Origin of the sequence: Salinivibrio sp. MA440 (assembly GCF_001996265.1) — a bacterium.
Classification (GTDB): Bacteria; Pseudomonadota; Gammaproteobacteria; order Enterobacterales; family Vibrionaceae; genus Salinivibrio; species Salinivibrio costicola.
In genome coordinates this window covers 1-20,497 of sequence record NZ_MUFI01000007.1, presented here as the reverse complement: position 1 = coordinate 20,497, position 20,497 = coordinate 1, and the positions used below count along the sequence as shown (strand labels likewise).

17 protein-coding genes and 1 rRNA gene are annotated in these 20,497 nt (G+C 50.0%); 12 read left to right on the top strand and 6 right to left on the bottom strand.

Going from position 1 to position 20,497, the window contains the following annotated elements; genetic code table 11:
* The first annotated feature begins 14 nt into the window (after positions 1–14).
* The 10 genes from BZG80_RS03315 (at position 15) to BZG80_RS03270 (ending at position 12,121) form a co-directional block, all read left to right on the top strand.
* The gene (locus BZG80_RS03315) at positions 15–524 is read left to right on the top strand and encodes an OmpH family outer membrane protein (protein ID WP_021021995.1); all 510 of its coding nucleotides are present in this window, start codon (positions 15–17) and stop codon (positions 522–524) included.
* Between the two features lie 14 nt (positions 525–538).
* Entirely contained in the window at positions 539–1,564 is a 1,026-nt protein-coding gene (lpxD, locus tag BZG80_RS03310; RefSeq protein ID WP_077459730.1) for a UDP-3-O-(3-hydroxymyristoyl)glucosamine N-acyltransferase, read from the top strand.
* A gap of 84 nt (positions 1,565–1,648) precedes the next feature.
* Positions 1,649–2,101, top strand: coding sequence for a 3-hydroxyacyl-ACP dehydratase FabZ (gene fabZ, locus BZG80_RS03305; RefSeq protein ID WP_025744337.1), 453 nt, complete (start codon positions 1,649–1,651; stop codon positions 2,099–2,101).
* Positions 2,102–2,103: 2 nt separating this feature from the next.
* The gene (lpxA, locus tag BZG80_RS03300; RefSeq protein ID WP_021021992.1) at positions 2,104–2,892 is read left to right on the top strand and encodes an acyl-ACP--UDP-N-acetylglucosamine O-acyltransferase; all 789 of its coding nucleotides are present in this window, start codon (positions 2,104–2,106) and stop codon (positions 2,890–2,892) included.
* Positions 2,892–4,046: a lipid-A-disaccharide synthase gene (gene lpxB, locus BZG80_RS03295; RefSeq protein WP_077678742.1), complete on the top strand. Its 1,155-nt coding sequence runs from the start codon at positions 2,892–2,894 to the stop codon at positions 4,044–4,046. Before lpxA ends, lpxB begins: the two co-directional genes overlap by 1 nt.
* The gene (gene rnhB / locus BZG80_RS03290; protein WP_077459727.1) at positions 4,039–4,638 is read left to right on the top strand and encodes a ribonuclease HII; all 600 of its coding nucleotides are present in this window, start codon (positions 4,039–4,041) and stop codon (positions 4,636–4,638) included. The genes lpxB and rnhB overlap by 8 nt, the downstream gene beginning before the upstream one ends.
* Positions 4,639–4,683: 45 nt before the next feature.
* The gene (dnaE, locus tag BZG80_RS03285) at positions 4,684–8,163 is read left to right on the top strand and encodes a DNA polymerase III subunit alpha (RefSeq protein WP_077678741.1); all 3,480 of its coding nucleotides are present in this window, start codon (positions 4,684–4,686) and stop codon (positions 8,161–8,163) included.
* Positions 8,164–8,218: 55 nt separating this feature from the next.
* A complete protein-coding gene (accA, locus tag BZG80_RS03280; protein ID WP_021021988.1) occupies positions 8,219–9,178 on the top strand; it encodes an acetyl-CoA carboxylase carboxyl transferase subunit alpha in 960 nt (319 codons plus the stop codon).
* 97 nt (positions 9,179–9,275) lie between these two features.
* A complete protein-coding gene (gene tilS / locus BZG80_RS03275; protein WP_198532914.1) occupies positions 9,276–10,577 on the top strand; it encodes a tRNA lysidine(34) synthetase TilS in 1,302 nt (433 codons plus the stop codon).
* Between the two features lie 194 nt (positions 10,578–10,771).
* A complete protein-coding gene (locus BZG80_RS03270) occupies positions 10,772–12,121 on the top strand; it encodes a sodium-dependent transporter (protein WP_021021986.1) in 1,350 nt (449 codons plus the stop codon).
* Positions 12,122–12,192: 71 nt separating this feature from the next.
* On the opposite strand, the gene BZG80_RS03265 is transcribed toward BZG80_RS03270, so the two are convergent.
* From BZG80_RS03265 to tsaA, 6 genes are all read right to left on the bottom strand, one after another.
* Positions 12,193–12,381, bottom strand: a complete 189-nt coding sequence (locus tag BZG80_RS03265; RefSeq protein ID WP_077576830.1) for a DUF4250 domain-containing protein — start codon at positions 12,379–12,381, stop codon at positions 12,193–12,195.
* Between the two features lies 1 nt (position 12,382).
* Positions 12,383–12,586: a YaeP family protein gene (locus tag BZG80_RS03260; protein ID WP_021021984.1), complete on the bottom strand. Its 204-nt coding sequence runs from the start codon at positions 12,584–12,586 to the stop codon at positions 12,383–12,385.
* Between the two features lie 62 nt (positions 12,587–12,648).
* On the bottom strand, positions 12,649–13,503 hold the full coding sequence (locus tag BZG80_RS03255) for a GGDEF domain-containing protein (protein ID WP_021021983.1): 855 nt from the start codon (positions 13,501–13,503) through the stop codon (positions 12,649–12,651).
* Between the two features lie 122 nt (positions 13,504–13,625).
* The gene (locus BZG80_RS03250; RefSeq protein ID WP_077678739.1) at positions 13,626–14,756 is read right to left on the bottom strand and encodes a patatin-like phospholipase family protein; all 1,131 of its coding nucleotides are present in this window, start codon (positions 14,754–14,756) and stop codon (positions 13,626–13,628) included.
* A gap of 218 nt (positions 14,757–14,974) precedes the next feature.
* On the bottom strand, positions 14,975–16,690 hold the full coding sequence (locus tag BZG80_RS03245) for a proline--tRNA ligase (RefSeq protein WP_077669437.1): 1,716 nt from the start codon (positions 16,688–16,690) through the stop codon (positions 14,975–14,977).
* Positions 16,691–16,734: 44 nt separating this feature from the next.
* Positions 16,735–17,460, bottom strand: coding sequence for a tRNA (N6-threonylcarbamoyladenosine(37)-N6)-methyltransferase TrmO (tsaA, locus tag BZG80_RS03240; RefSeq protein WP_077678738.1), 726 nt, complete (start codon positions 17,458–17,460; stop codon positions 16,735–16,737).
* 120 nt (positions 17,461–17,580) lie between these two features.
* Between tsaA and gmhB the strand changes: the two genes are divergently transcribed.
* Both gmhB and BZG80_RS03230 read left to right on the top strand, forming a co-directional pair.
* Positions 17,581–18,141 (top strand): D-glycero-beta-D-manno-heptose 1,7-bisphosphate 7-phosphatase, encoded by a 561-nt coding sequence (gene gmhB, locus BZG80_RS03235; RefSeq protein WP_108744098.1) that lies wholly within the window; start codon positions 17,581–17,583, stop codon positions 18,139–18,141.
* 554 nt (positions 18,142–18,695) lie between these two features.
* Positions 18,696–20,463: ribosomal RNA gene (locus BZG80_RS03230) — 16S ribosomal RNA — on the top strand.
* Positions 20,464–20,497: the final 34 nt, after the last annotated feature.

Genomic DNA, 20,497 nt, shown 5'->3' with positions numbered 1-20,497 from the left:
GAAAGGAGACTATTGTGAAATCATTTTTGAAAGCAGCGGGACTGAGTGTCGCGGTATTGACCACGTCCATGTACGCATCAGCGGCTGATGCTGCACAGAAAGTGGGCTACGTATCAACCGGCGCTGTGATGTCGCAGCTGGCGCAAAAAAATAACCTCAATGAGAAATTGCGTGGTGAATTTAAAGATCGCGTCGCAGAGATTGAACGTTTGAAAGAAAAGCTCTCAAAAGGCGTAGAAAAACTTAAACGTAATGGTGAGTTGATGAGCGAAGACGAGCGCGTGAAGCTACAACGCGAGCTTCAGTCGATGGAATCTGACTATAAACTCAAAGTAAAAGCCTTGCAGGAAGATCAGCGCAAGCGCGGCGGCCAAGAAGAATCTAAGCTGGTGCAAAAGCTGAAAAAAGCCGTCGATAAAGTGGCAGAGCAAGAGGGCTATGACATCGTGATTGATGCCAATGCCGTTTTGTATGCGAACCCAAGTGATGATTTGTCTGAAAAAGTGATTAACGCAGTTAACTAACCGTCGAGGAGCCCATGGTTTCAATTACTCTCGCTGAATTAGCGGAAAAACTGGATGCACAGCTCCACGGAGACGGCGCTGTAACGATAACCTCGCTTGCAGGGATGAATTCAGCGGGAGAAGGGCAAATCACCTTCTTATCGAGTCCGAAATATCGGAAGGGTCTTGCACTGTGTCGTGCTAGCGCGGTGATGCTTAAAGAAGGCGATCTTGCCTATTGCCATGGCAATGCCTTGGTGGTGGCAGACCCCTATTTAGCCTACGCGAAGGTCGCACAAATTTTAGATACGACCCCTGCCTGCGCCACCGATATCGCGTCGTCAGCGGTCGTTGCAAATGATGCCATCCTAGGTGAAGGCGTCGCCATTGGTCCTAATGCGGTGATTGAATCTGGGGCGTTAATTGGTGACAACGTTCAAATTGGCGCAGGTTGCTTTATTGGTAAGGGCGCAAAACTCGGCGCGCGGACAAAACTGTGGGCCAATGTTAGCGTCTATCATCATGTCGTTATCGGTCAAGATTGTTTGGTTCAAGCAGGAACAGTGATCGGCGCAGATGGGTTTGGCTACGCCAATGACAAAGGCAAATGGATTAAAATCCCTCAGCTTGGCCGGGTTGTGATTGGTAACCGAGTCGAAATAGGTGCCTGTACCACTATCGACCGTGGGGCGTTGGATGATACCGAGATTGCTGATGGCGTGATTATCGACAATCAGTGCCAGATTGCGCATAATGTCTCGATTGGTGAGAACACGGCAATCGCGGGTGCAACGGTAATGGCAGGCAGCCTCAAAGTAGGTAAACACTGCATTATCGGTGGCGCCAGCGTGTTTAATGGCCATATGGAAATCACAGATAACGTGACCATCACAGGAATGGCGATGGTAATGCGGCCAATCACTGAGCCGGGCATGTATTCGTCCGGTATTCCGTTACAGCCCAACCGCGAGTGGCGGAAAACAGCCGCGCGTGTGCTCAAAATTGACGAGATGCACAAGCGACTTAAAGAGCTGGAACATCAGCTCGACAAACAAGATTAACGCCGAGAATAGCAGGCCCGCCTTAGTAACGCGGGCCGTTTTGCGTTAATGAAGTCAGTATTGGATTTGAACGGGAATACTACCTTGACTCGCGAAAAAAAAGTTCTATATATCAATGAAATCAAAGAGCTGTTACCACACCGCTATCCTTTTTTGTTGATTGATCGTGTTACCGATTTTGAAGAAGGGCAGTACCTTCACGCGATTAAAAATATTACGGTTAATGAGCCGCAGTTCACTGGGCATTTTCCGCAGTTGCCGGTGTTCCCAGGCGTACTGATCCTAGAGGCGATGGCGCAAGCGACAGGCTTGCTCGCATTTAAGACCTTCGGTAAGCCGAAAGACAACGAGCTATACTATTTTGCAAGCATTGATAATGCTAAATTCCGCCGCCCAGTCTCGCCAGGCGACCAACTGGTTCTCGAGGTAGAATTTATTAAAGAGCGCCGAGGTATTGCGGCCTTTACTGGCGTCGCAAAAGTCGATGGTGATGTTGTCTGCTCGGCTCAATTAAAGTGCGCAAGAAGAGAGATCTAATTGTGATCCACGAAACTGCCTATATCCATCCCGCTGCCGTTGTCGAAGACGGTGTAGTCTTGGGGGAAAACGTAAAAATTGGCGCCTTTTCTTATGTGGGGAAGGGTGTAGAGATCGGTGCAGGGACCGAAGTGATGACCCATGTGGTGATCAAAGGGCCTACGCGTATTGGTTGTGATAATAGAATCTATCAGTTCGCCTCCATTGGTGAAGCATGCCAAGATCTTAAATATGCTGGTGAGCCAACAACATTGGAAATTGGTGATCGCAATACCATTCGGGAAAGCGTGACCATGCACCGCGGCACGGTGCAAGATAAAGGCGAAACCAAAGTTGGCAGCGACAACCTGTTTATGATTAATGCCCACGTCGCCCATGATTGTGTGGTGGGGAATCATTGTATTTTTGCCAACAATGCGACCTTGGCAGGACACGTCCATGTCGATGACTATGCGATAGTGGGCGGGATGTCAGCTATTCACCAGTTCTGCGTCATTGGTAGTCATGCCATGCTCGGTGGCGGATCCATTGTGGTTCAAGACGTGCCACCGTATGTGATGGCTCAAGGCAATCACTGCGCACCGTTTGGGATCAATGTGGAGGGTCTCAAACGCCGTGGCTTCGACAAGTCCGCCATTCGGGCCATTCGTGCGGTGTATAAAAACATGTATCGCGCCGGTAAAACGTTAGAAGAAGTGAAAAAAGAGCTCGCGGCGCAAGCAGAAGACGAACCTGCATTGGCGTTGTTTGTTGACTTTTTTGCACGCTCAACGCGAGGCGTTATTCGTTAATGTTACCGAGTGAGCGTCCATTACGGGTTGGAATCGTCGCCGGAGAAATCTCCGGCGATGTTTTAGGTGAAGGCCTCATCAAGGCACTGCGCGCCCAGCACCCGAATATTGAATTTGTCGGCATTGGCGGCCCACGAATGATAGCGCAAGGCTGCCAGAGCCTGTTTGATATGGAAGAGCTGTCCGTGATGGGGCTGGTCGAGGTCTTGGGTCGACTGCCGCGTTTATTGAATGTGAAGGCCGCGCTGGTGAAGCACTTTACTGCTCATCCGCCTGATGTCTTTATTGGTATTGATGCGCCGGACTTTAACTTACGTCTTGAAGCATCATTAAAAAAAACCGGAATAAAAACCGTCCATTACGTCAGCCCGTCAGTGTGGGCGTGGCGGCAAAAGCGGATCTTTAAAATTGCGGCCGCCACGGATCTTGTCTTAGCGTTTCTGCCCTTTGAAAAAGCGTTTTACGATAAGTTCGACGTGCCGTGTGCCTTTGTCGGTCACACCATGGCGGATAGCATTCCGATGCAAGTGGATAAAATGGCGGCACAGCAAACCCTGGGGCTTGACCCTAATAAACGTTGGTTAGCGGTCCTTCCGGGAAGTCGCGGCAGTGAGATGGCGATGTTAGCCCCGCCGTTCATACAAGCCTGCCAACAGCTTGCGGCACGTTATCCGGAACTTGGCTTTGTGGTTGCTTTGGTTAACTCGGCACGTCGCGAACAGTTTGAGCAAGCTTGGCAGGCCATTGCCCCAGAGCTTTCGTTTACCTTGGTTGACGATACAGCGCGCCAGGTTATTAGTGCGGCCGATTCTGTGTTGCTGGCGTCGGGAACCGTCGCGCTTGAATGCATGTTACTCAAGCGTCCTATGGTGGTGGGCTACCGCGTGAAACCACTGACAGCATGGCTGGCAAAGCGTTTGCTTAAGACCCAGTATGTCTCGTTGCCGAATATTTTAGCAGACGCGCCACTGGTGCCTGAACTGCTACAGGAAGACTGTCAGCCAGAGGCGTTAGCGAAGGCCGTTAGTGATCAGCTTGATAGCGATAATCAAGCACTGTTGTCCACCTTTACTGCGTTGCATCAAACCATTCGTCAAAATGCGGATGCCTCCGCCGCCAAGGCAGTATTAACACTATTGGGTCACCATGACTGAACAACCTTTTGTATACCCGGACGCCAACGTGATTGCTGGTGTTGATGAGGTCGGGCGAGGCCCGCTTGTCGGCGCGGTGGTGACAGCGGCGGTGATTTTAGATCCCAATCAGCCGATTGTTGGATTAACCGATTCAAAGAAATTGAGCGAGAAAAAGCGGCTTGCGCTGTATGATCAGATCAAGCAAAAAGCGCTTTCATGGTCTGTTGGACGTGCTGAGCCTGATGAAATTGATGCACTCAATATATTACACGCCACGATGCTAGCGATGCAGCGTGCGGTGAATGGGCTGTCGGTTACTCCAGATTATGCGCTGATTGACGGTAATCGCGTACCTGACTTACCGATGCCGGCGCAAGCCGTTGTGAAAGGTGACTTACGCGTGGCGGAAATCAGTGCCGCCTCAATTTTAGCCAAGGTCGATCGCGATCATGAAATGGCGTTGCTGGATGCCGCGTATCCAGGCTACGGATTTGCCCAACATAAAGGGTATCCGACCAAAGTTCATATGGCCGCTTTAGCTGAGCACGGTGCCTTACCGATGCATCGTAAGAGCTTTAAGCCGGTTAAACGCGCGCTCGGTATCGACTAGTGCGCGCTATTTATCTCAGCCAATCATAGTGAAGTAGCGAGTTTTATGTCTGAGCCACGTTTCGTCCACTTACGCATTCATAGTGATTACTCCATGGTTGATGGAGTGTCCAAAGTGCCGCCATTGGTAAAAAAAGTGGCGGAAATGGGCATGCCTGCGATGGCACTCACCGATTTCAGTAATTTATGTGGGTTGGTTAAGTTCTATAACACTGCGAACAATGTGGGTGTTAAGCCCATTATCGGGGCAGATTTTAATGTTCAGTCTGATGCGTTTGGCGATGAGTTATGTCAGCTAACCCTGCTTGCCACCAATAAAGTTGGGTACAAAAACCTGACATTACTGATCTCCAAAGCGTATTTGCGCGGCCATGTGCAGCATCGTCCTGTGATTGATCAACAATGGCTCGTTGACCATGCCGAAGGCCTAATTGTGCTATCTGGCGGCTGTCGTGGTGATTTGGGTCGTGCTTTACTGAAAGGCAACCAAGCGCTCGCCGAACAGTGCGCACACTTCTACCAGCGGTACTTTCCTAACGCTTACTATATGGAGTTGGTGCGGACCGGACGCCAAGATGAAGAGAGCTACCTCCATTTTGCGGTCGACTTTGCTGCCGAGCATGATTTACCTGTCGTGGCGACCAATGAAGTCTGTTTTCTCTCGCCCGATGAATTTGATGCTCACGAAATTCGCGTCGCGATTCATGATGGCTTTACGCTCGATGATCCGCGTCGGCCTAAACACTACAGTGCAGAGCAGTATTTACGCACTGAGCAAGAAATGTGTGAGCTGTTTGCGGATATTCCCGAAGCACTCACCAACAGTGTTGAAATAGCCAAACGCTGTAATGTGCCTGTTCGGCTAAACGAATACTTCTTACCGAACTTCCCGACCGAGGGAATGGACATTGATCAGTACCTGGTTAAACGCTCGCAAGAGGGGTTGGAAGAACGTCTCGCCTTTTTGTTTCCTGATGAAGCAGAAAGAGCACGTCGACGACCCGACTATGACGCACGCTTGGAGCGTGAGCTTGGCGTGATTAACCAAATGGGATTTCCCGGGTACTTTTTGATCGTCATGGAGTTTATCCAATGGTCAAAAGATAACGATATCCCCGTTGGTCCAGGGCGCGGTTCGGGCGCTGGCTCATTGGTTGCGTATGCCCTCAAAATCACCGACCTGGATCCGCTGCAATTTGATCTGCTTTTCGAGCGCTTCTTGAATCCCGAGCGTGTCTCGATGCCGGATTTCGATGTCGATTTCTGTATGGATAAACGCGATCTGGTGATCGACCATGTCGCCGAAATGTACGGACGTGATGCGGTATCTCAGATCATTACCTTTGGTACCATGGCGGCCAAGGCGGTTATTCGCGATGTAGGTCGGGTGTTGGGACACCCTTACGGCTTTGTTGATCGCATTTCTAAACTTGTGCCTCCTGATCCAGGGATGACTCTTGAGAAAGCCTTTGACGCAGAGCCCCAGCTGGTCGAAGTCTATAACAATGATGAAGAAGTCAAAGCGCTGATCGACATGGCGCGGAAGCTGGAAGGGGTCACACGTAACGCGGGTAAGCATGCGGGCGGGGTAGTGATTTCGCCCACGACGATTACCGATTTCTCGCCACTCTATTGTGATAGCGAGGGACACCACCCTGTTACCCAGTTCGATAAAAATGATGTTGAAACCGCAGGCTTGGTGAAGTTTGATTTCCTGGGCCTGCGAACCCTGACGATCATCGACTGGGCGTTGGGCATGATCAATCCTCGCTTGAAAGCCAAAGGGCTGGATCCGATTGATATTACCGCGATCCCGATGACCGATCAGGCATCCTTTGCGATGTTGCGTAAAGCCGAGACGACCGCGGTTTTCCAGCTGGAATCACGTGGCATGAAAGAGCTGATCAAGCGTCTTCAGCCCGATAGTTTTGAGGACATGATCGCTTTGGTGGCGTTGTTCCGGCCGGGCCCGTTGCAATCAGGGATGGTCGATAACTTTATTGACCGTAAGCATGGCCGAGAGCAGGTTTCTTATCCCGATGAGAAGTGGCAACATCCGTCACTGCAAGAAACGCTTGAGCCGACTTATGGCATCATTCTCTATCAAGAGCAGGTGATGCAGATTGCGCAAACGCTAGCGGGGTATACTCTGGGCGGTGCAGACTTGCTGCGTCGTGCCATGGGTAAGAAAAAGCCCGAAGAAATGGCCAAGCAGCGTGCAATCTTTGAGAAAGGGGCGATCGCCAACGACATTGATGGCGAGCTGGCGATGCGCATCTTCGACTTAGTAGAAAAGTTCGCCGGTTACGGCTTTAACAAATCGCATTCAGCGGCATATGCGCTAGTTTCTTATCAAACGCTGTGGCTAAAAGCGCACTATCCCGCTGAGTTTATGGCGGCGGTGATGACCGCTGATATGGATAACACCGATAAAGTCGTGGGGCTGGTTGAAGAGTGTCGCCGCATGAAGCTGACGGTGTTACCGCCCGATGTGAATGCGGGTCTGCATCATTTTACCGTGAATGACGAAGGTGAGATTGTCTACGGTATTGGGGCGATTAAAGGGGTTGGCGAAGGCCCTATTGATACAATTGTCGCCGCTCGCGAGCAAGACGGTTATTTCCGAGACTTGTTTGATTTTTGTGCTCGAATTGATACTAAAAAAGTCAACAAACGTGTGATTGAACGGCTGATCCGCGCCGGTGCTATGGATAAACTGGGGCCACATCGTGCTGCGATGATGGCGTCTGTCGATGAAGCGATTCGCGCCGCGAGCCAACACCATCAAGCTGAAGCATATGGGCAAACCGATATGTTCGGGGTATTAACGGATGCCCCTGAAGAAGTTGAGCACGCCTACGCGCATGCGGCCCCTTGGCCAGATAAAGTATGGCTAGAGGGAGAGAGAGAAACGCTAGGGTTGTATTTAACCGGTCATCCCATTAATAGTTACCGCAAAGAGCTGAAAAATTATGTGACCTGGCGGCTGGAAGATGCGCACGCAACTAAACGCGATGTGATCTCGACCGTTTCAGGGTTGGTGATTGCTGCGCGAGTCATGACCACCAAACGCGGCTCTCGGCTGGGGATACTGACCCTGGATGATCGTTCGGGCCGGATGGAAGTGATGCTTTTTTCTGACGTGCTCGACAAATATCTTGATCTAGTGGAGAAAGATCGCATTCTGGTGGTCTCAGGACAGGTCAGCTTTGATGACTTCAACGGGGGGCTTAAAATGACCGCCCGTGAATTGATGGACATTAGCCAAGCGCGGGAAAAATACGCGCGTTGTTTGGGCATATCGATGTCATCTAAGCAAATAGAGGCCCCCTTTTTTGAACGATTTCATGATGCACTGGCGCCGTATCGTTCGGGTACGGTGCCGGTGAATATCTATTATCAGCGTGATGATGCGCGTGCTCGGTTGCGTTTAGGCGCGGAATGGCGTGTGACGCCAACCGATGAATTAATCGACACCTTGAAAGGCTTGCTCGGTAATGATCAAGTCGAATTAGAGTTTAACTAAGCCAGGCTGGTGACGTATCGCGTACACTGGCGGTGACCAATAGGATTCTCTTGGTATGAGTCTTAATTTTTTAGAGTTCGAAAAACCGATCGCAGAATTAGAAGCCAAAATTGAGGCCCTTCGTGCGGTGTCCAAGCGTGGCGGAGAAGACGCGGTTAACTTAGATAAAGAAATCGAGCAGCTGGAAACCAAAAGCGTTGAGCTTACTCGAAAGATTTTTGCTGATTTAGGTGCTTGGCAAGTCGCGCAGTTGGCGCGTCATCCACAACGCCCTTACACCTACGATTATCTGAACCGGATTTTTCACGAATTTGATGAGCTGGCCGGCGATCGTGCGTATGCCGACGACAAAGCATTAGTCGGTGGATTGGCGCGTCTTGAGGGGCGTCCAGTGATGGTGATCGGTCACCAAAAAGGGCGTGATACCAACGAAAAGGTAAAACGTAACTTTGGAATGCCAAAACCAGAAGGGTACCGTAAAGCATTACGCCTGATGAAGATGGCGGAACGGTTTAATATTCCTGTGATCACCTTTATTGATACCGCCGGCGCGTATCCTGGTGTGGGCGCGGAAGAGCGCGGCCAGTCGGAAGCGATTGCTCGAAACCTTAAAGAAATGGCTGGGTTAACTGTCCCCATTATTTGTAATGTGGTTGGTGAAGGAGGCTCTGGAGGAGCGTTAGCGATAGGCGTAGGCGATTACGTCAACATGCTGCAATACTCAACCTATTCGGTGATTTCGCCTGAGGGATGTGCGTCGATTCTTTGGCGTGATTCAGCAAAAGCCCCTCAAGCGGCGGATGCAATGGGGATCACAGCGCCACGGCTTAAAGAGCTGGGTTTAATTGATACTGTGATTAGCGAACCACTTGGGGGCGCCCATCGCGATTTAACCGCGATGGCAGAGCGTATTAAAGACACCTTGTTGGCCCAGCTGGCTGATTTGGAAGGCTTGGATACGGAAAGCCTGCGCGATCGTCGTTACCAGCGTTTATTGAACTACGGTTATTGCTAAGCCGTTATGGTATTTATAGGGATAAAAGGGCCTTCGGGCCCTTTTCTTTTGACCAGCGGCCAGCAACAATGGCGGATTATATCAACAGTGAATGCCTATGCTTTACCAACAACTTTGTGATTGTTTGGCACCGTTAACCACGACGCCACGGCAGATCATTCTCGCATTAAGCGGTGGTCTGGACTCTCGGGTGCTGCTTGCACTGTTGGCTCAGTATCGTGATCAGCATCCTCAGCATTGTTATCGGGTGGTCCACGTTAATCATGGTTTGCAACTGCAGGCTGAACAATGGGCGAGACAATGCCAACACTGGGCTGCACAAGCGGGCTTTGACTGTCGAGTTGAGCATGTTGAACTCGACAGTGCGCTCAGTCTTGAACACGCCGCGCGTGAAGCAAGGTATCAGGCCTTGCAACAACATCTAGAGCCGGAAGGTTTAGTGTTGACGGCGCAGCATGGTGACGATCAGGTTGAAACATTTTTCCTCGCGCTAAAGCGTGGCAGTGGCCTCGACGGATTAGCAGGGATGCCCGAGGTGCGTCCATTAGGGCAGGGCTGGCTCGTGCGGCCTCTCTTAGCCCAATCACGTGCTGCCCTTGCAAGCTATGCCAGCAGCCATGGGCTGAGTTGGATTGATGACCCTAGCAATCAGCAAACTCGCTTTGATCGCAACTTCTTACGTCAGCACTGGTTACCGGAAGCCGATGCGCGCTGGCCTGGCTTTCGACAAGCCGTTCAACGCACACAGCGCCTATGTGCAGAGCAATCCTCACTGCTGACGCGTTTTATCGCGCCGATAGTGGAAAATGCAGTCAGTGATTCAGGCGCGTTACCGATCGCGGTACTCCCCCAAGCGGATCCTGCCATGGCGCATGCGCTGCTCCGTCATTGGCTAAAGCGATATAAGTTGGTGCTCACTTATGCGCAGTTACAGGTGCTTATCCGTGATGTGATCCACGCCAAACAAGACGCTAACCCGTGTTTGACGATCGCAGATGTCAGTATTCGTCGCTATCAGCAACAGCTTTATGTCGTCACACCTTGTGCCGACTTATCGCAGTGGCAAGGAGAGTTAACACTGGAGCAGCCCCTGACGTTACCCGATGGGCTTGGACAATTGCACTTGTTGCCCTTTGAGGCGACAGCGCCAGGTTTAGCGCTCGGACCATTAACCTCAACGCTCAAGGTCCACTTTAATCCGAGTGGCTTAGCAATGCATCCTGTTGGGCGGCAAGGGCGGCGAAAATTAAAGAAGCTTTATCAAGAGGCGGCGATCCCAAGTTGGTTACGTCGTCGGCAACCTATTGTCTGTGACGATCAGGGCGTGGTAGCGGTGGCTGACCATTTTGTTCGTCTAGGGGCGAGTGGTCAGCAATGGCGACTCGTTTGGCAACGTTAGCGTTAGTCTTTGCAAACGGATGTTTACCTATTTTTACTCCGTTAAACCGAGGACAAAAGAAACATCGCGCATCATGGCGGCATAATAGCATGCCCGTCTAGTGATGATTAATTGAGCAGTTAAGCGCCCCGGGCTTGCTTAATTTTCCCGAATTACTTAATGTACTAGTCTAATGATACATGAGGTGAGTGGTAATGGCATCAAGTCGCGAGTTATTCGGTACTAGAATTGGCTTCGTTCTCGCTGCAGCAGGGGCTGCGGTTGGGCTCGGTAATATTTGGGGGTTTCCGACACAAGCGGCCAGTAATGGCGGGGGCGCTTTTTTGCTCGTCTATCTTCTGATGATTCTGCTGGTCGCGTTTCCGATGCTGGTGGTCGAGATGGCGATAGGCCGTCATGGTCGAGCTAACCCGCTAGATAGTATGCGTGCATTAAGTGACAACCCACTAATGAAGCGCTTAGGCAGTGGTGTGGGTCTTATTGGCCTGGCGGTGCCTTGTATGGTGTTAGCGTTTTATAGCATCGTTGGTGGTTGGTTAGTGTCATTTTTGCTCGCCGCGGTCGCAGAGATCCTGCAATTTACCGATACAGCGGCATGGTTAAAAGGCTTTTCGGCGTCGCGTAACCTGTTTGGTGCTATCCTTTTTTATGTTTTGACTATTTTTATCGTCCAAGCCGGGGTCAAGCAAGGGATCGAACGCTGGTCAACGCGTTTGATGCCTGCGCTATTTGTCTTATTTGCCGCCATGTTCATCTACATCATGACATTGCCAGGCGCGACAGAAGGACTAAAGCACTATCTCATCCCAGACTTTAGCAAGATCATGGACAAAGACTTGTTGCTAGCCGCGATGGGGCAAGGCTTCTTTTCGCTGACGATTGGTGGGTGCTCGATGTTGATTTATGGCTCTTACCTTAGCCAGAAAGAGAATTTGCCGAAGATGGCCTTGAGTGTGACCTTGGTGGATACTGCTGTGGCGGTAGTTGCGGGGTTAGTGGTATTGCCAGCGATGTTTGTGGCGATGCATCAGGGCGTCGAAATCTATGCTCAGGATGGCAGCTTACTTAGCGCCGATACCTTAGTATTCACCGTGTTACCCTTGCTGTTTGAAAGCTTAGGTGCTGCTGGCCCCTATGTGTCTTTGGTCTTCTTCTTATTAATGACGATTGCCGCACTGACGTCCTCTATTTCTATGCTCGAGTGTCCGGTTGCACTGGCTAGCGAGCGGTTAGGATCAAATCGTAAATTGACAAGCTGGGTGCTTGGCGGCTTGATTGCGGCGTTGAGTGCGGTGATTGTTTTCCACTTTGGTACTTTGTTCGGGTTAGTGGCAAAAGTGGCGACTCAATACTTCCAGCCTTTTGCTGCTTTACTGTTTTGCTTATTTGGTGGCTGGATCTGGGCGCGTGACCGTAAATTGTCTGCCTTACGTGAGGGCTATGAAGAGATTGAACAGAGCCTTTTTTGGAAAATTTGGCCCGCCTATGTGAAGTTCGTGTGTCCTATTTTGGTGGCAACCGTGTTATGGGTGTCACTGGGTTAAGCGAACACGCTCACAGGGTGAATTGAGATAAAAAGCGGACATCATGTCCGCTTTTCTCGTTTTAATCCTGATTATCGAAATTGCTTCGTTGCTTCCAGGTAGTCAAAGCCCGCGTCTTTAAGCCGAGCACAGAGAGCGGCTTTATCTATCTCGTAATAGCGAACCAAATCGTCCAAGCCATCGAATTCATCACGCAGCTTCATGTTGATGATGCTCATCAGCATCACAGGATCCATGGTCGCGTAATTGTTTAAATCCATCTTAATCCTCGTGATCGCTAATCAATAAATTGGCGGCTGCAAATGCAGCTTGGTCGCGACGTGACTGAGGAATCGACGGATCTTGTGCAACGTCGTTTAGGGTGTTGATCGCGCAGTGGATCGCCGCGGGAATATAGCCTTGCTCACCACTGCCTATTTCGGCATAGCGTTGGCGAATAAGATCACAGCAGTCTGCAACTTTCATGATTGTCTCCTCAAGTGATGATAAGGAGCACTATACCCAATCTCACCGGCAGGAGGAAAGTATTAACGTGCGCGCTTCTGGCGGTACATGCTCTGGTCAGCACGCTCGTAAAGAGAGAGGTTATTGTCGCCTTGTCGATACTCAGAAAATCCGACCGAGGCACTGATCTGATGGCTGGATAGCAGGTGGTCTTGGCCAACGAGTTGTTTAACGCGTGTTGTGACTCGCTTGACTGACGTTTGGCTGGCGGGCTGTAAGATGACGGCAAACTCATCGCCGCCCAGTCGATAGCAGCGATCACTTCCTCTTACCGCTTCCCTAACCAGCAAGGAAAAGCGGCGTAACACTTTATCGCCGTCCAAATGACCATAGGTGTCATTGACTTGTTTAAAGTTGTCCATATCGAACATCACCATCACAAGGCCGATATTTTCTCGCTCGCATACAGCAACCGCATGCTGAAGATCCTGCTCAAAGCTCGTACGGTTGTGTAAGCCTGTTAAACCATCAAGTAACGCCATATTTTTCACACGCGTATACTCAACGGCATTATTAAGCGGGCCGGCTAATAACTTGTGATAGGTGTGTAACAAGCTAATTTCGTCTCGGTCGAGCTTATAAGGTGTCGAATATTGAAGGACACCAAGCGGCTGTTTATTGAACTTGATTGAAAACGTTTGACGAAAGGTATGTTGCTCACCACGGCGAATGATATTGGAGATGTCATCGTGCTCCCAAATAATCCGACCGATATCGATATGTTTTTCTAATTGGCGCGCATAGACCTCGAACAGGACCTTTATATCAAGGTGGCCTTGCAGTTTTTGCAGCAACAACAAGCGCTGATCGGCGCCCAACGGAATAATCCGCGGGGGGGAATCAGCCTTTGTATACTGCTTTATGTGCGAGGCATTCATTAAAGGATAACAACTCTACAATCGTGTGTGTTTGTAATGGTAAAGCAGAAATCATGCCAGCCTTTAATATTCATCCTAATCATGGTGAGGAGAGGCTAATAAGCATGTTGTTTTTTAGATAATTAATCGGTCAGTAGAGAAAGAATATCAGACTGATGATTGTGTGCATCGCGATAACCAATGTCAATCAACTGGCGAAGGTATGCCGGCTCAAATAACAAATAACTCGCTAGGGTCGCATCTTGACCGGCATTGATGCCTAATAATTTGAGTAAACTCCGCAAGGCTATCGGCATATGTGGGTAAAAACGCTTGGCTAGGGGCTCAAAAGGCTCAGAAGGACGCAGATGTAAGACATCAATATGGCGTAATCCCAACTGTTGCTGCTGTGATGGCGTCAGCGCACTAGCTACTTGATTAAGTCGTTGAAGGTGCTCCAAATCTGCAGACAGTGTATCGGCGAAAATGGCATTCATCAGGTGGCCGCCGAGCATTGCTAGCCCAGGAGCTGCATGATTTATTTGAGCAGATTGCCGGATCCCAGTGGTCAAATCTAAAATGAGGATACGCTCTGCATCCATTTTTACCGCTGGCCGCAAAGGTGCGATCTGGTGGATGGCACCGTCACCGTAAAACTCATGGCCAATTCTAGATGCTGGAAACATGAACGGAATAGCGGAAGAAGCGAGTAAGTGTTCTGTTGATATTTGACTGCGGCGGCCCACCGCACGGGCACGTACCCAAGGCGGAATCTCCGGATCTCCTTGGAAAAAGCTGACTGACTGGCCGGTTTGATAGTTAGAGGCGGTGACGGATAGCCCGTGTAAGTGCCCAGCTAAGAGCTGATAATTAAGTTTATTAAAGTTAATGGTTTGATTAAGCAGATAGCGTAAAGGTCGGTTATTTAGTAAGCCAAAGGGAATGGGAGGTTGATAGTGAGACTGAAAACGTTGCCCGGTTTGTGACAACAGGTGGCCAATCAATGCGCTGGGGTGACTCGCAATGACACGAGACGTACTCAATCGGCGCCATAGCCACGACAGTTTTTTGACGCCTAGTCGAAAACATGACGCATGGCTCGCAAGGGAGACGGCATTAATCGCATCGGCTGATGTGCCACAATAAATAGTAAACGGGCTAGTATGCACGCGCGGATACCACTGCGCGATCGCCGATAACACACCAACTTGGTAAGCGGCTCGGGCCCCACCGCCAGTCAGCACCAAAGCTGTCTTAGGTTTGCTTTTGGCCATACATATCTCATCCTCGCGCTAACAGTTTGATTATAGACAGCCTGTGTGCGCCGATGCATGGTCATTGTCACACTCTTTCCAACATTCAATCTTTTAAACATTGCGGATGGTGACTGCGTTGAATAGAGGGCTTTGTAATCAGTGAGGCCGATTGGCAACAAATCAGCAAAAAAATACCCCGCTAAAACGGGGTATTGAATGCAACCATCACGCGTTATTTAAGCGAGTTTTGATTGAATGAAAGTCAGTGCATCGTCAATCGCAAAAGGCACTTTCTCGCCATCACGACGGTGTTTGTACTCGAACACTCCGTTATCCATGCTGCGCTCTCCGATAACAATCGTGTGAGGAACACCGACAAGCTCAATGTCGGAGAACATTACGCCTGGGCGCTCTTTACGATCATCGAATAATACATCGATACCAGCGTGAGTCAGATCAGCATAGAGTGCTTCTGCTGCTTCGCGTACGCGCTCAGACTTATGCATATTCATCGGTACAATGGCAACTTTAAATGGCGCAAGGGCATCGGGCCAGATAATGCCATTTTGGTCATGGTTCTGTTCGATGGCGGCAGCAATCACACGCGTAATGCCGATACCGTAACAGCCCATTTCTAGCATCGCGTTCTTGCCATCCTGTCCAAGCACGCCGGCATTCATTTTTTGCGAGTAGTTATTACCAAGCTGGAAAATATGACCGACTTCAATACCGCGTTTAAACATCAGCGTTCCTTTGCCACACGGGCTAGGGTCGCCTTCGACAACGTTGCGTAGGTCCTCAACTTGGCCAAGCGCCGCATCGCGTCCCCAGTTGATCCCGAAGTAGTGCTTATCGTCGATATTGGCACCTGCGCCAAAATCGTTCATGACTGCCACACTGCGGTCAACGATGAAAGGAGACGGTAAGTTGACAGGCCCTAAAGAGCCAGGACCCGCTCCAACCAGTGCGCGGATTTCTTCTTCAGTCGCAAAGGTAAGTGGTGCAGCAACCTGTGGTAGGTTCTCTGCTTTCACTTCATTCAACTCGTGGTCACCACGGATGATTAGGGCGATAAGATCAGACTCTACCTCGTCAGAGGCTTTGACAAATAAAGTTTTTACCGTCTTTTCAATCGGAAGCTCAAACTGCGCAACCAACTCAGCGATGGTTTTCGCATCAGGAGTATCGACGAGCGTCATTTCTTGGGTCGGTGCATCAGCCTGCGTTTTAGGTGCCAAAGCTTCGGCTTTTTCAATATTTGCTGCGTAGTCGGACTCGGTTGAAAATGCAATCAGATCTTCACCACTGTCGGCCAGGACATGGAACTCGTGTGATGCTGACCCACCAATCGCACCGGTATCTGCTAACACAGCACGATAGTCCAGCCCCATACGATCAAAAATGGCACAGTAGGCCGCACGCATCTTCTCGTAGCTTTGTTCCATGCCTGCTTTATCAATATCAAAACTGTACGCGTCTTTCATTGTGAATTCGCGTGAGCGCATAACACCAAATCTTGGACGTACTTCATCACGGAACTTGGTTTGGATTTGATAAAGATTGAGCGGCAGTTGCTTGTATGAATTAATTTCATTACGTGCCAAGTGCGTAATCACTTCTTCATGCGTAGGGCCTAAGACAAAATCACGCTGATGGCGGTCAGCAATACGAAGTAGCTCAGGACCAAACTTCTCCCAGCGCCCCGTCTCTAACCAAAGATCAGCAGGTTGGACAACGGGCATCATGGTCTCAACGGCCCCGGCTCGATTCATTTCTTCGCGCACAATGCGTTCAACATGGTGAAGTACGCGGACACCCGAAGGCAACCAAGTATAAAGGCCAGAGGCAAGTTTTCGAATCATGCCCGCGCGCAGCATCAGCTGGTGGCTGACAATCTCTGCGTCGCTAGGGGTTTCTTTCAAGGTAGAAAGCAGATATTGACTGGTACGCATTTAAAGTTATCCGTTGAAATTGGCGTTCAATAAGTCCAAACATATTAACAGTGTGGGGGAGTTTCGACAAAAGCTTCTACCGCCACGACCAGGATTTGCGTAGGTTGTACATAAAACCGCACGTTAAAATCAAAAAGGTGTACGGCGTAACATTTATCATCCTTTTTACCCTGTTTATAAGCAGGACGAGGATCCTGGGCTAATACTTCGCTAATCACGCGTTGATGGTAGGCTTGATAAGGAGATTGAGATAAATCCTGTAATGCGTTGTCAGAAAAACGGACGTCCATTGGGGGCGGTTTGGTTTGAGCAAATCCGCCTTGAGCGTCGGCTATGCTATCTGAATAGGGAATGTATGGTTTTATATCGATAATAGGTGTCTGGTCGACGAGATCGCATCCGCGCAGTGTTAAGGTGACCTGCCCGTTATCCTGTGACACATCAACCAGCTCGACGGCTGACATGCCAATACCGTTAGGGCGAAACGTTGCTCGGCTAGCAAAGACGCCAATACGTTCATTCCCACCTAAACGAGGGGGACGCACTGTCGGTCGCCATCCTTTCTCTAAGTTTTGGTCAAAGAGAAAGAGCAACCATAGATGGGAATATTGTTCGATGCCTCGGACAGCCTCAATCTGATTCGCGTCATCGTGTAATTTAAGGTGGGCAAGCGCACTCGGTGCCAGCCCCGGTTGGCGAGGAACAGCAAACTTTTCTTTAAACGGTGATTGGAGCGTGCCGATCGGCGTGATAGAAAATGGGGAGCGCATAAACGAATAAACCCGACAATAAAGCCGCTATACTAGCATGCGAAAGAGACGGGGAGTATGGATGCAAGTCAGTCTTGAGCGTGACATAATCTGGTGACTATTGATGAAGAGGAAAAATGCGTGAGGCTACCAGCAATTTTTATCGATCGTGATGGCGTGGTGAATGTTGACCACGGTTATGTGGCCAGTATCGATAACTTTGAATACATTGACGGTGTGTTTGAGGCGTGCCGCGCGTTAAAAGAAAAAGGGTATCTTTTAGTGTTAGTCACTAATCAAGCGGGCATTGCTCGGGGTTACTACAGCGAAGAAGATTTCTTACAATTGACAGAGTGGATGGATTGGAACTTTGCCGATAAAGGTGTCGATTTCGATGGCATCTACTATTGCCCGCATCATGCATTAGACGGCATCGGTGAATATCAACTTGATTGTGACTGCCGAAAACCTAAACCAGGCATGCTTTTAGAGGCAGCGAAAGAGCTTGATATTGATTTATCTCGCTCTGTGATGGTGGGTGATAAAGCAGATGACATGAAAGCCGCTCAAGCAGCAGGCATCGAAACGCGATTTCTGGTTCGTTCAGGGAAGCCTATTACCGAAGAAGGGATGGCGTTAGCGACTGAGGTCCTCGTATCGATTGCCGATGTGCCGGATGCATTGAAAGATACCCAAGCGTAAACGTATATTTAACGATGCGGCGAAAAGTTGTGCGATTAGATTTTTTTGAACAAAAACACTTGCATCAAAAAAACAACTCTCTATAATTCGCTTCTCGTTGGCACGGCAAGCCGAGCTAACAACGGCAACACAGACAAGCAAAACAAAATGCTTGACTCAGTGCCAAAGTGGCGTATTATGCCACTCCCGCTCAGCGATGAGCAGCGCTCTTTAACAATTTGACCTATGCAATCTGTGTGGGCACTCGTTGAGAATAGACAAAAAGATTTATTCGATGAACTGAGTGACCAATTCATGTTGGTACAGCCTTGAGCTGTTTTGATTTCACTTTTTTAAAAGTGGATGCCAACAAGAGCACAGTCAATTCGTTTGTCTCGCAAGAGACGAACAAAACAGTATTTATCGAGCCGTTTGTCTTTTCTTWGGAAAAGCAAACACCAAAACTTTAATTGAAGAGTTTGATCATGGCTCAGATTGAACGCTGGCGGCAGGCCTAACACATGCAAGTCGAGCGGAAACGGCAGTATTGAAGCTTCGGTGGATTTACTGGACTTTAATTGAAGAGTTTGATCATGGCTCAGATTGAACGCTGGCGGCAGGCCTAACACATGCAAGTCGAGCGGAAACGGCAGTATTGAAGCTTCGGTGGATTTACTGGACGTCGAGCGGCGGACGGGTGAGTAACGGCTGGGAACCTGCCCTGACGAGGGGRATAACCGTTGGAAACGACGGCTAATACCGCATAATRTCTTGATTCGTTAGAGTCAGGACCAAAGGTGGCCTCTACATGTAAGCTATCGCGTTGGGATGGGCCCAGTTAGGATTAGCTAGTTGGTAAGGTAATGGCTTACCAAGGCAACRATCCTTAGCTGGTTTGAGAGGATGATCAGCCACACTGGGACTGAGACACGGCCCAGACTCCTACGGGAGGCAGCAGTGGGGAATATTGCACAATGGGGGAGACCNGGACCAAAGGTGGCCTCTACATGTAAGCTATCGCGTTGGGATGGGCCCAGTTAGGATTAGCTAGTTGGTAAGGTAATGGCTTACCAAGGCAACGATCCTTAGCTGGTTTGAGAGGATGATCAGCCACACTGGGACTGAGACACGGCCCAGACTCCTACGGGAGGCAGCAGTGGGGAATATTGCACAATGGGGGAGACCCTGATGCAGCCATGCCGCGTGTGTGAAGAAGGCCTTCGGGTTGTAAAGCACTTTCAGCAGTGAGGAAGGTCGTGTACTTAATACGTGCACGGCTTGACGTTAGCTGCAGAAGAAGCACCGGCTAACTCCGTGCCAGCAGCCGCGGTAATACGGAGGGTGCGAGCGTTAATCGGAATTACTGGGCGTAAAGCGCATGCAGGCGGTTTGTTAAGTCAGATGTGAAAGCCCGGGGCTCAACCTCGGAACCGCATTTGAAACTGGCAGGCTAGAGTCTTGTAGAGGGGGGTAGAATTTCAGGTGTAGCGGTGAAATGCGTAGAGATCTGAAGGAATACCAGTGGCGAAGGCGGCCCCCTGGACAAAGACTGACGCTCAGATGCGAAAGCGTGGGTAGCAAACAGGATTAGATACCCTGGTAGTCCACGCCGTAAACGCTGTCTACTTGGAGGTTGAGGTTTTAGACTTTGGCTTTCGGCGCTAACGCATTAAGTAGACCGCCTGGGGAGTACGGCCGCAAGGTTAAAACTCAAATGAATTGACGGGGGCCCGCACAAGCGGTGGAGCATGTGGTTTAATTCGATGCAACGCGAAGAACCTTACCTACTCTTGACATCCAGCGAAGCCTTTAGAGATAGAGGYGTGCCTTCGGGAGCGCTGAGACAGGTGCTGCATGGCTGTCGTCAGCTCGTGTTGTGAAATGTTGGGTTAAGTCCCGCAACGAGCGCAACCCTTATCCTTGTTTGCCAGCACRTAATGGTGGGAACTCCAGGGAGACTGCCGGTGATAAACCGGAGGAAGGTGGGGACGACGTCAAGTCATCATGGCCCTTACGAGTAGGGCTACACACGTGCTACAATGGCAGATACAGAGGGCAGCGAGACAGCGATGTTTAGCGAATCCCTTAAAGTTTGTCGTAGTCCGGATTGGAGTCTGCAACTCGACTCCATGAAGTCGGAATCGCTAGTAATCGTGGATCAGAATGCCACGGTGAATACGTTCCCGGGCCTTGTACACACCGCCCGTCACACCATGGGAGTGGGCTGCACCAGAAGTAGATAGCTTAACCTTCGGGAGGGCGTTTACCACGGTGTGGTTCATGACTGGGGTGAAGTCGTAACAAGGTAGCCCTAGGGGAACCTGGGGCTGGATCACCTCCTTACTGACGCTATTCTTGCGAGTGTTCACACAGATTG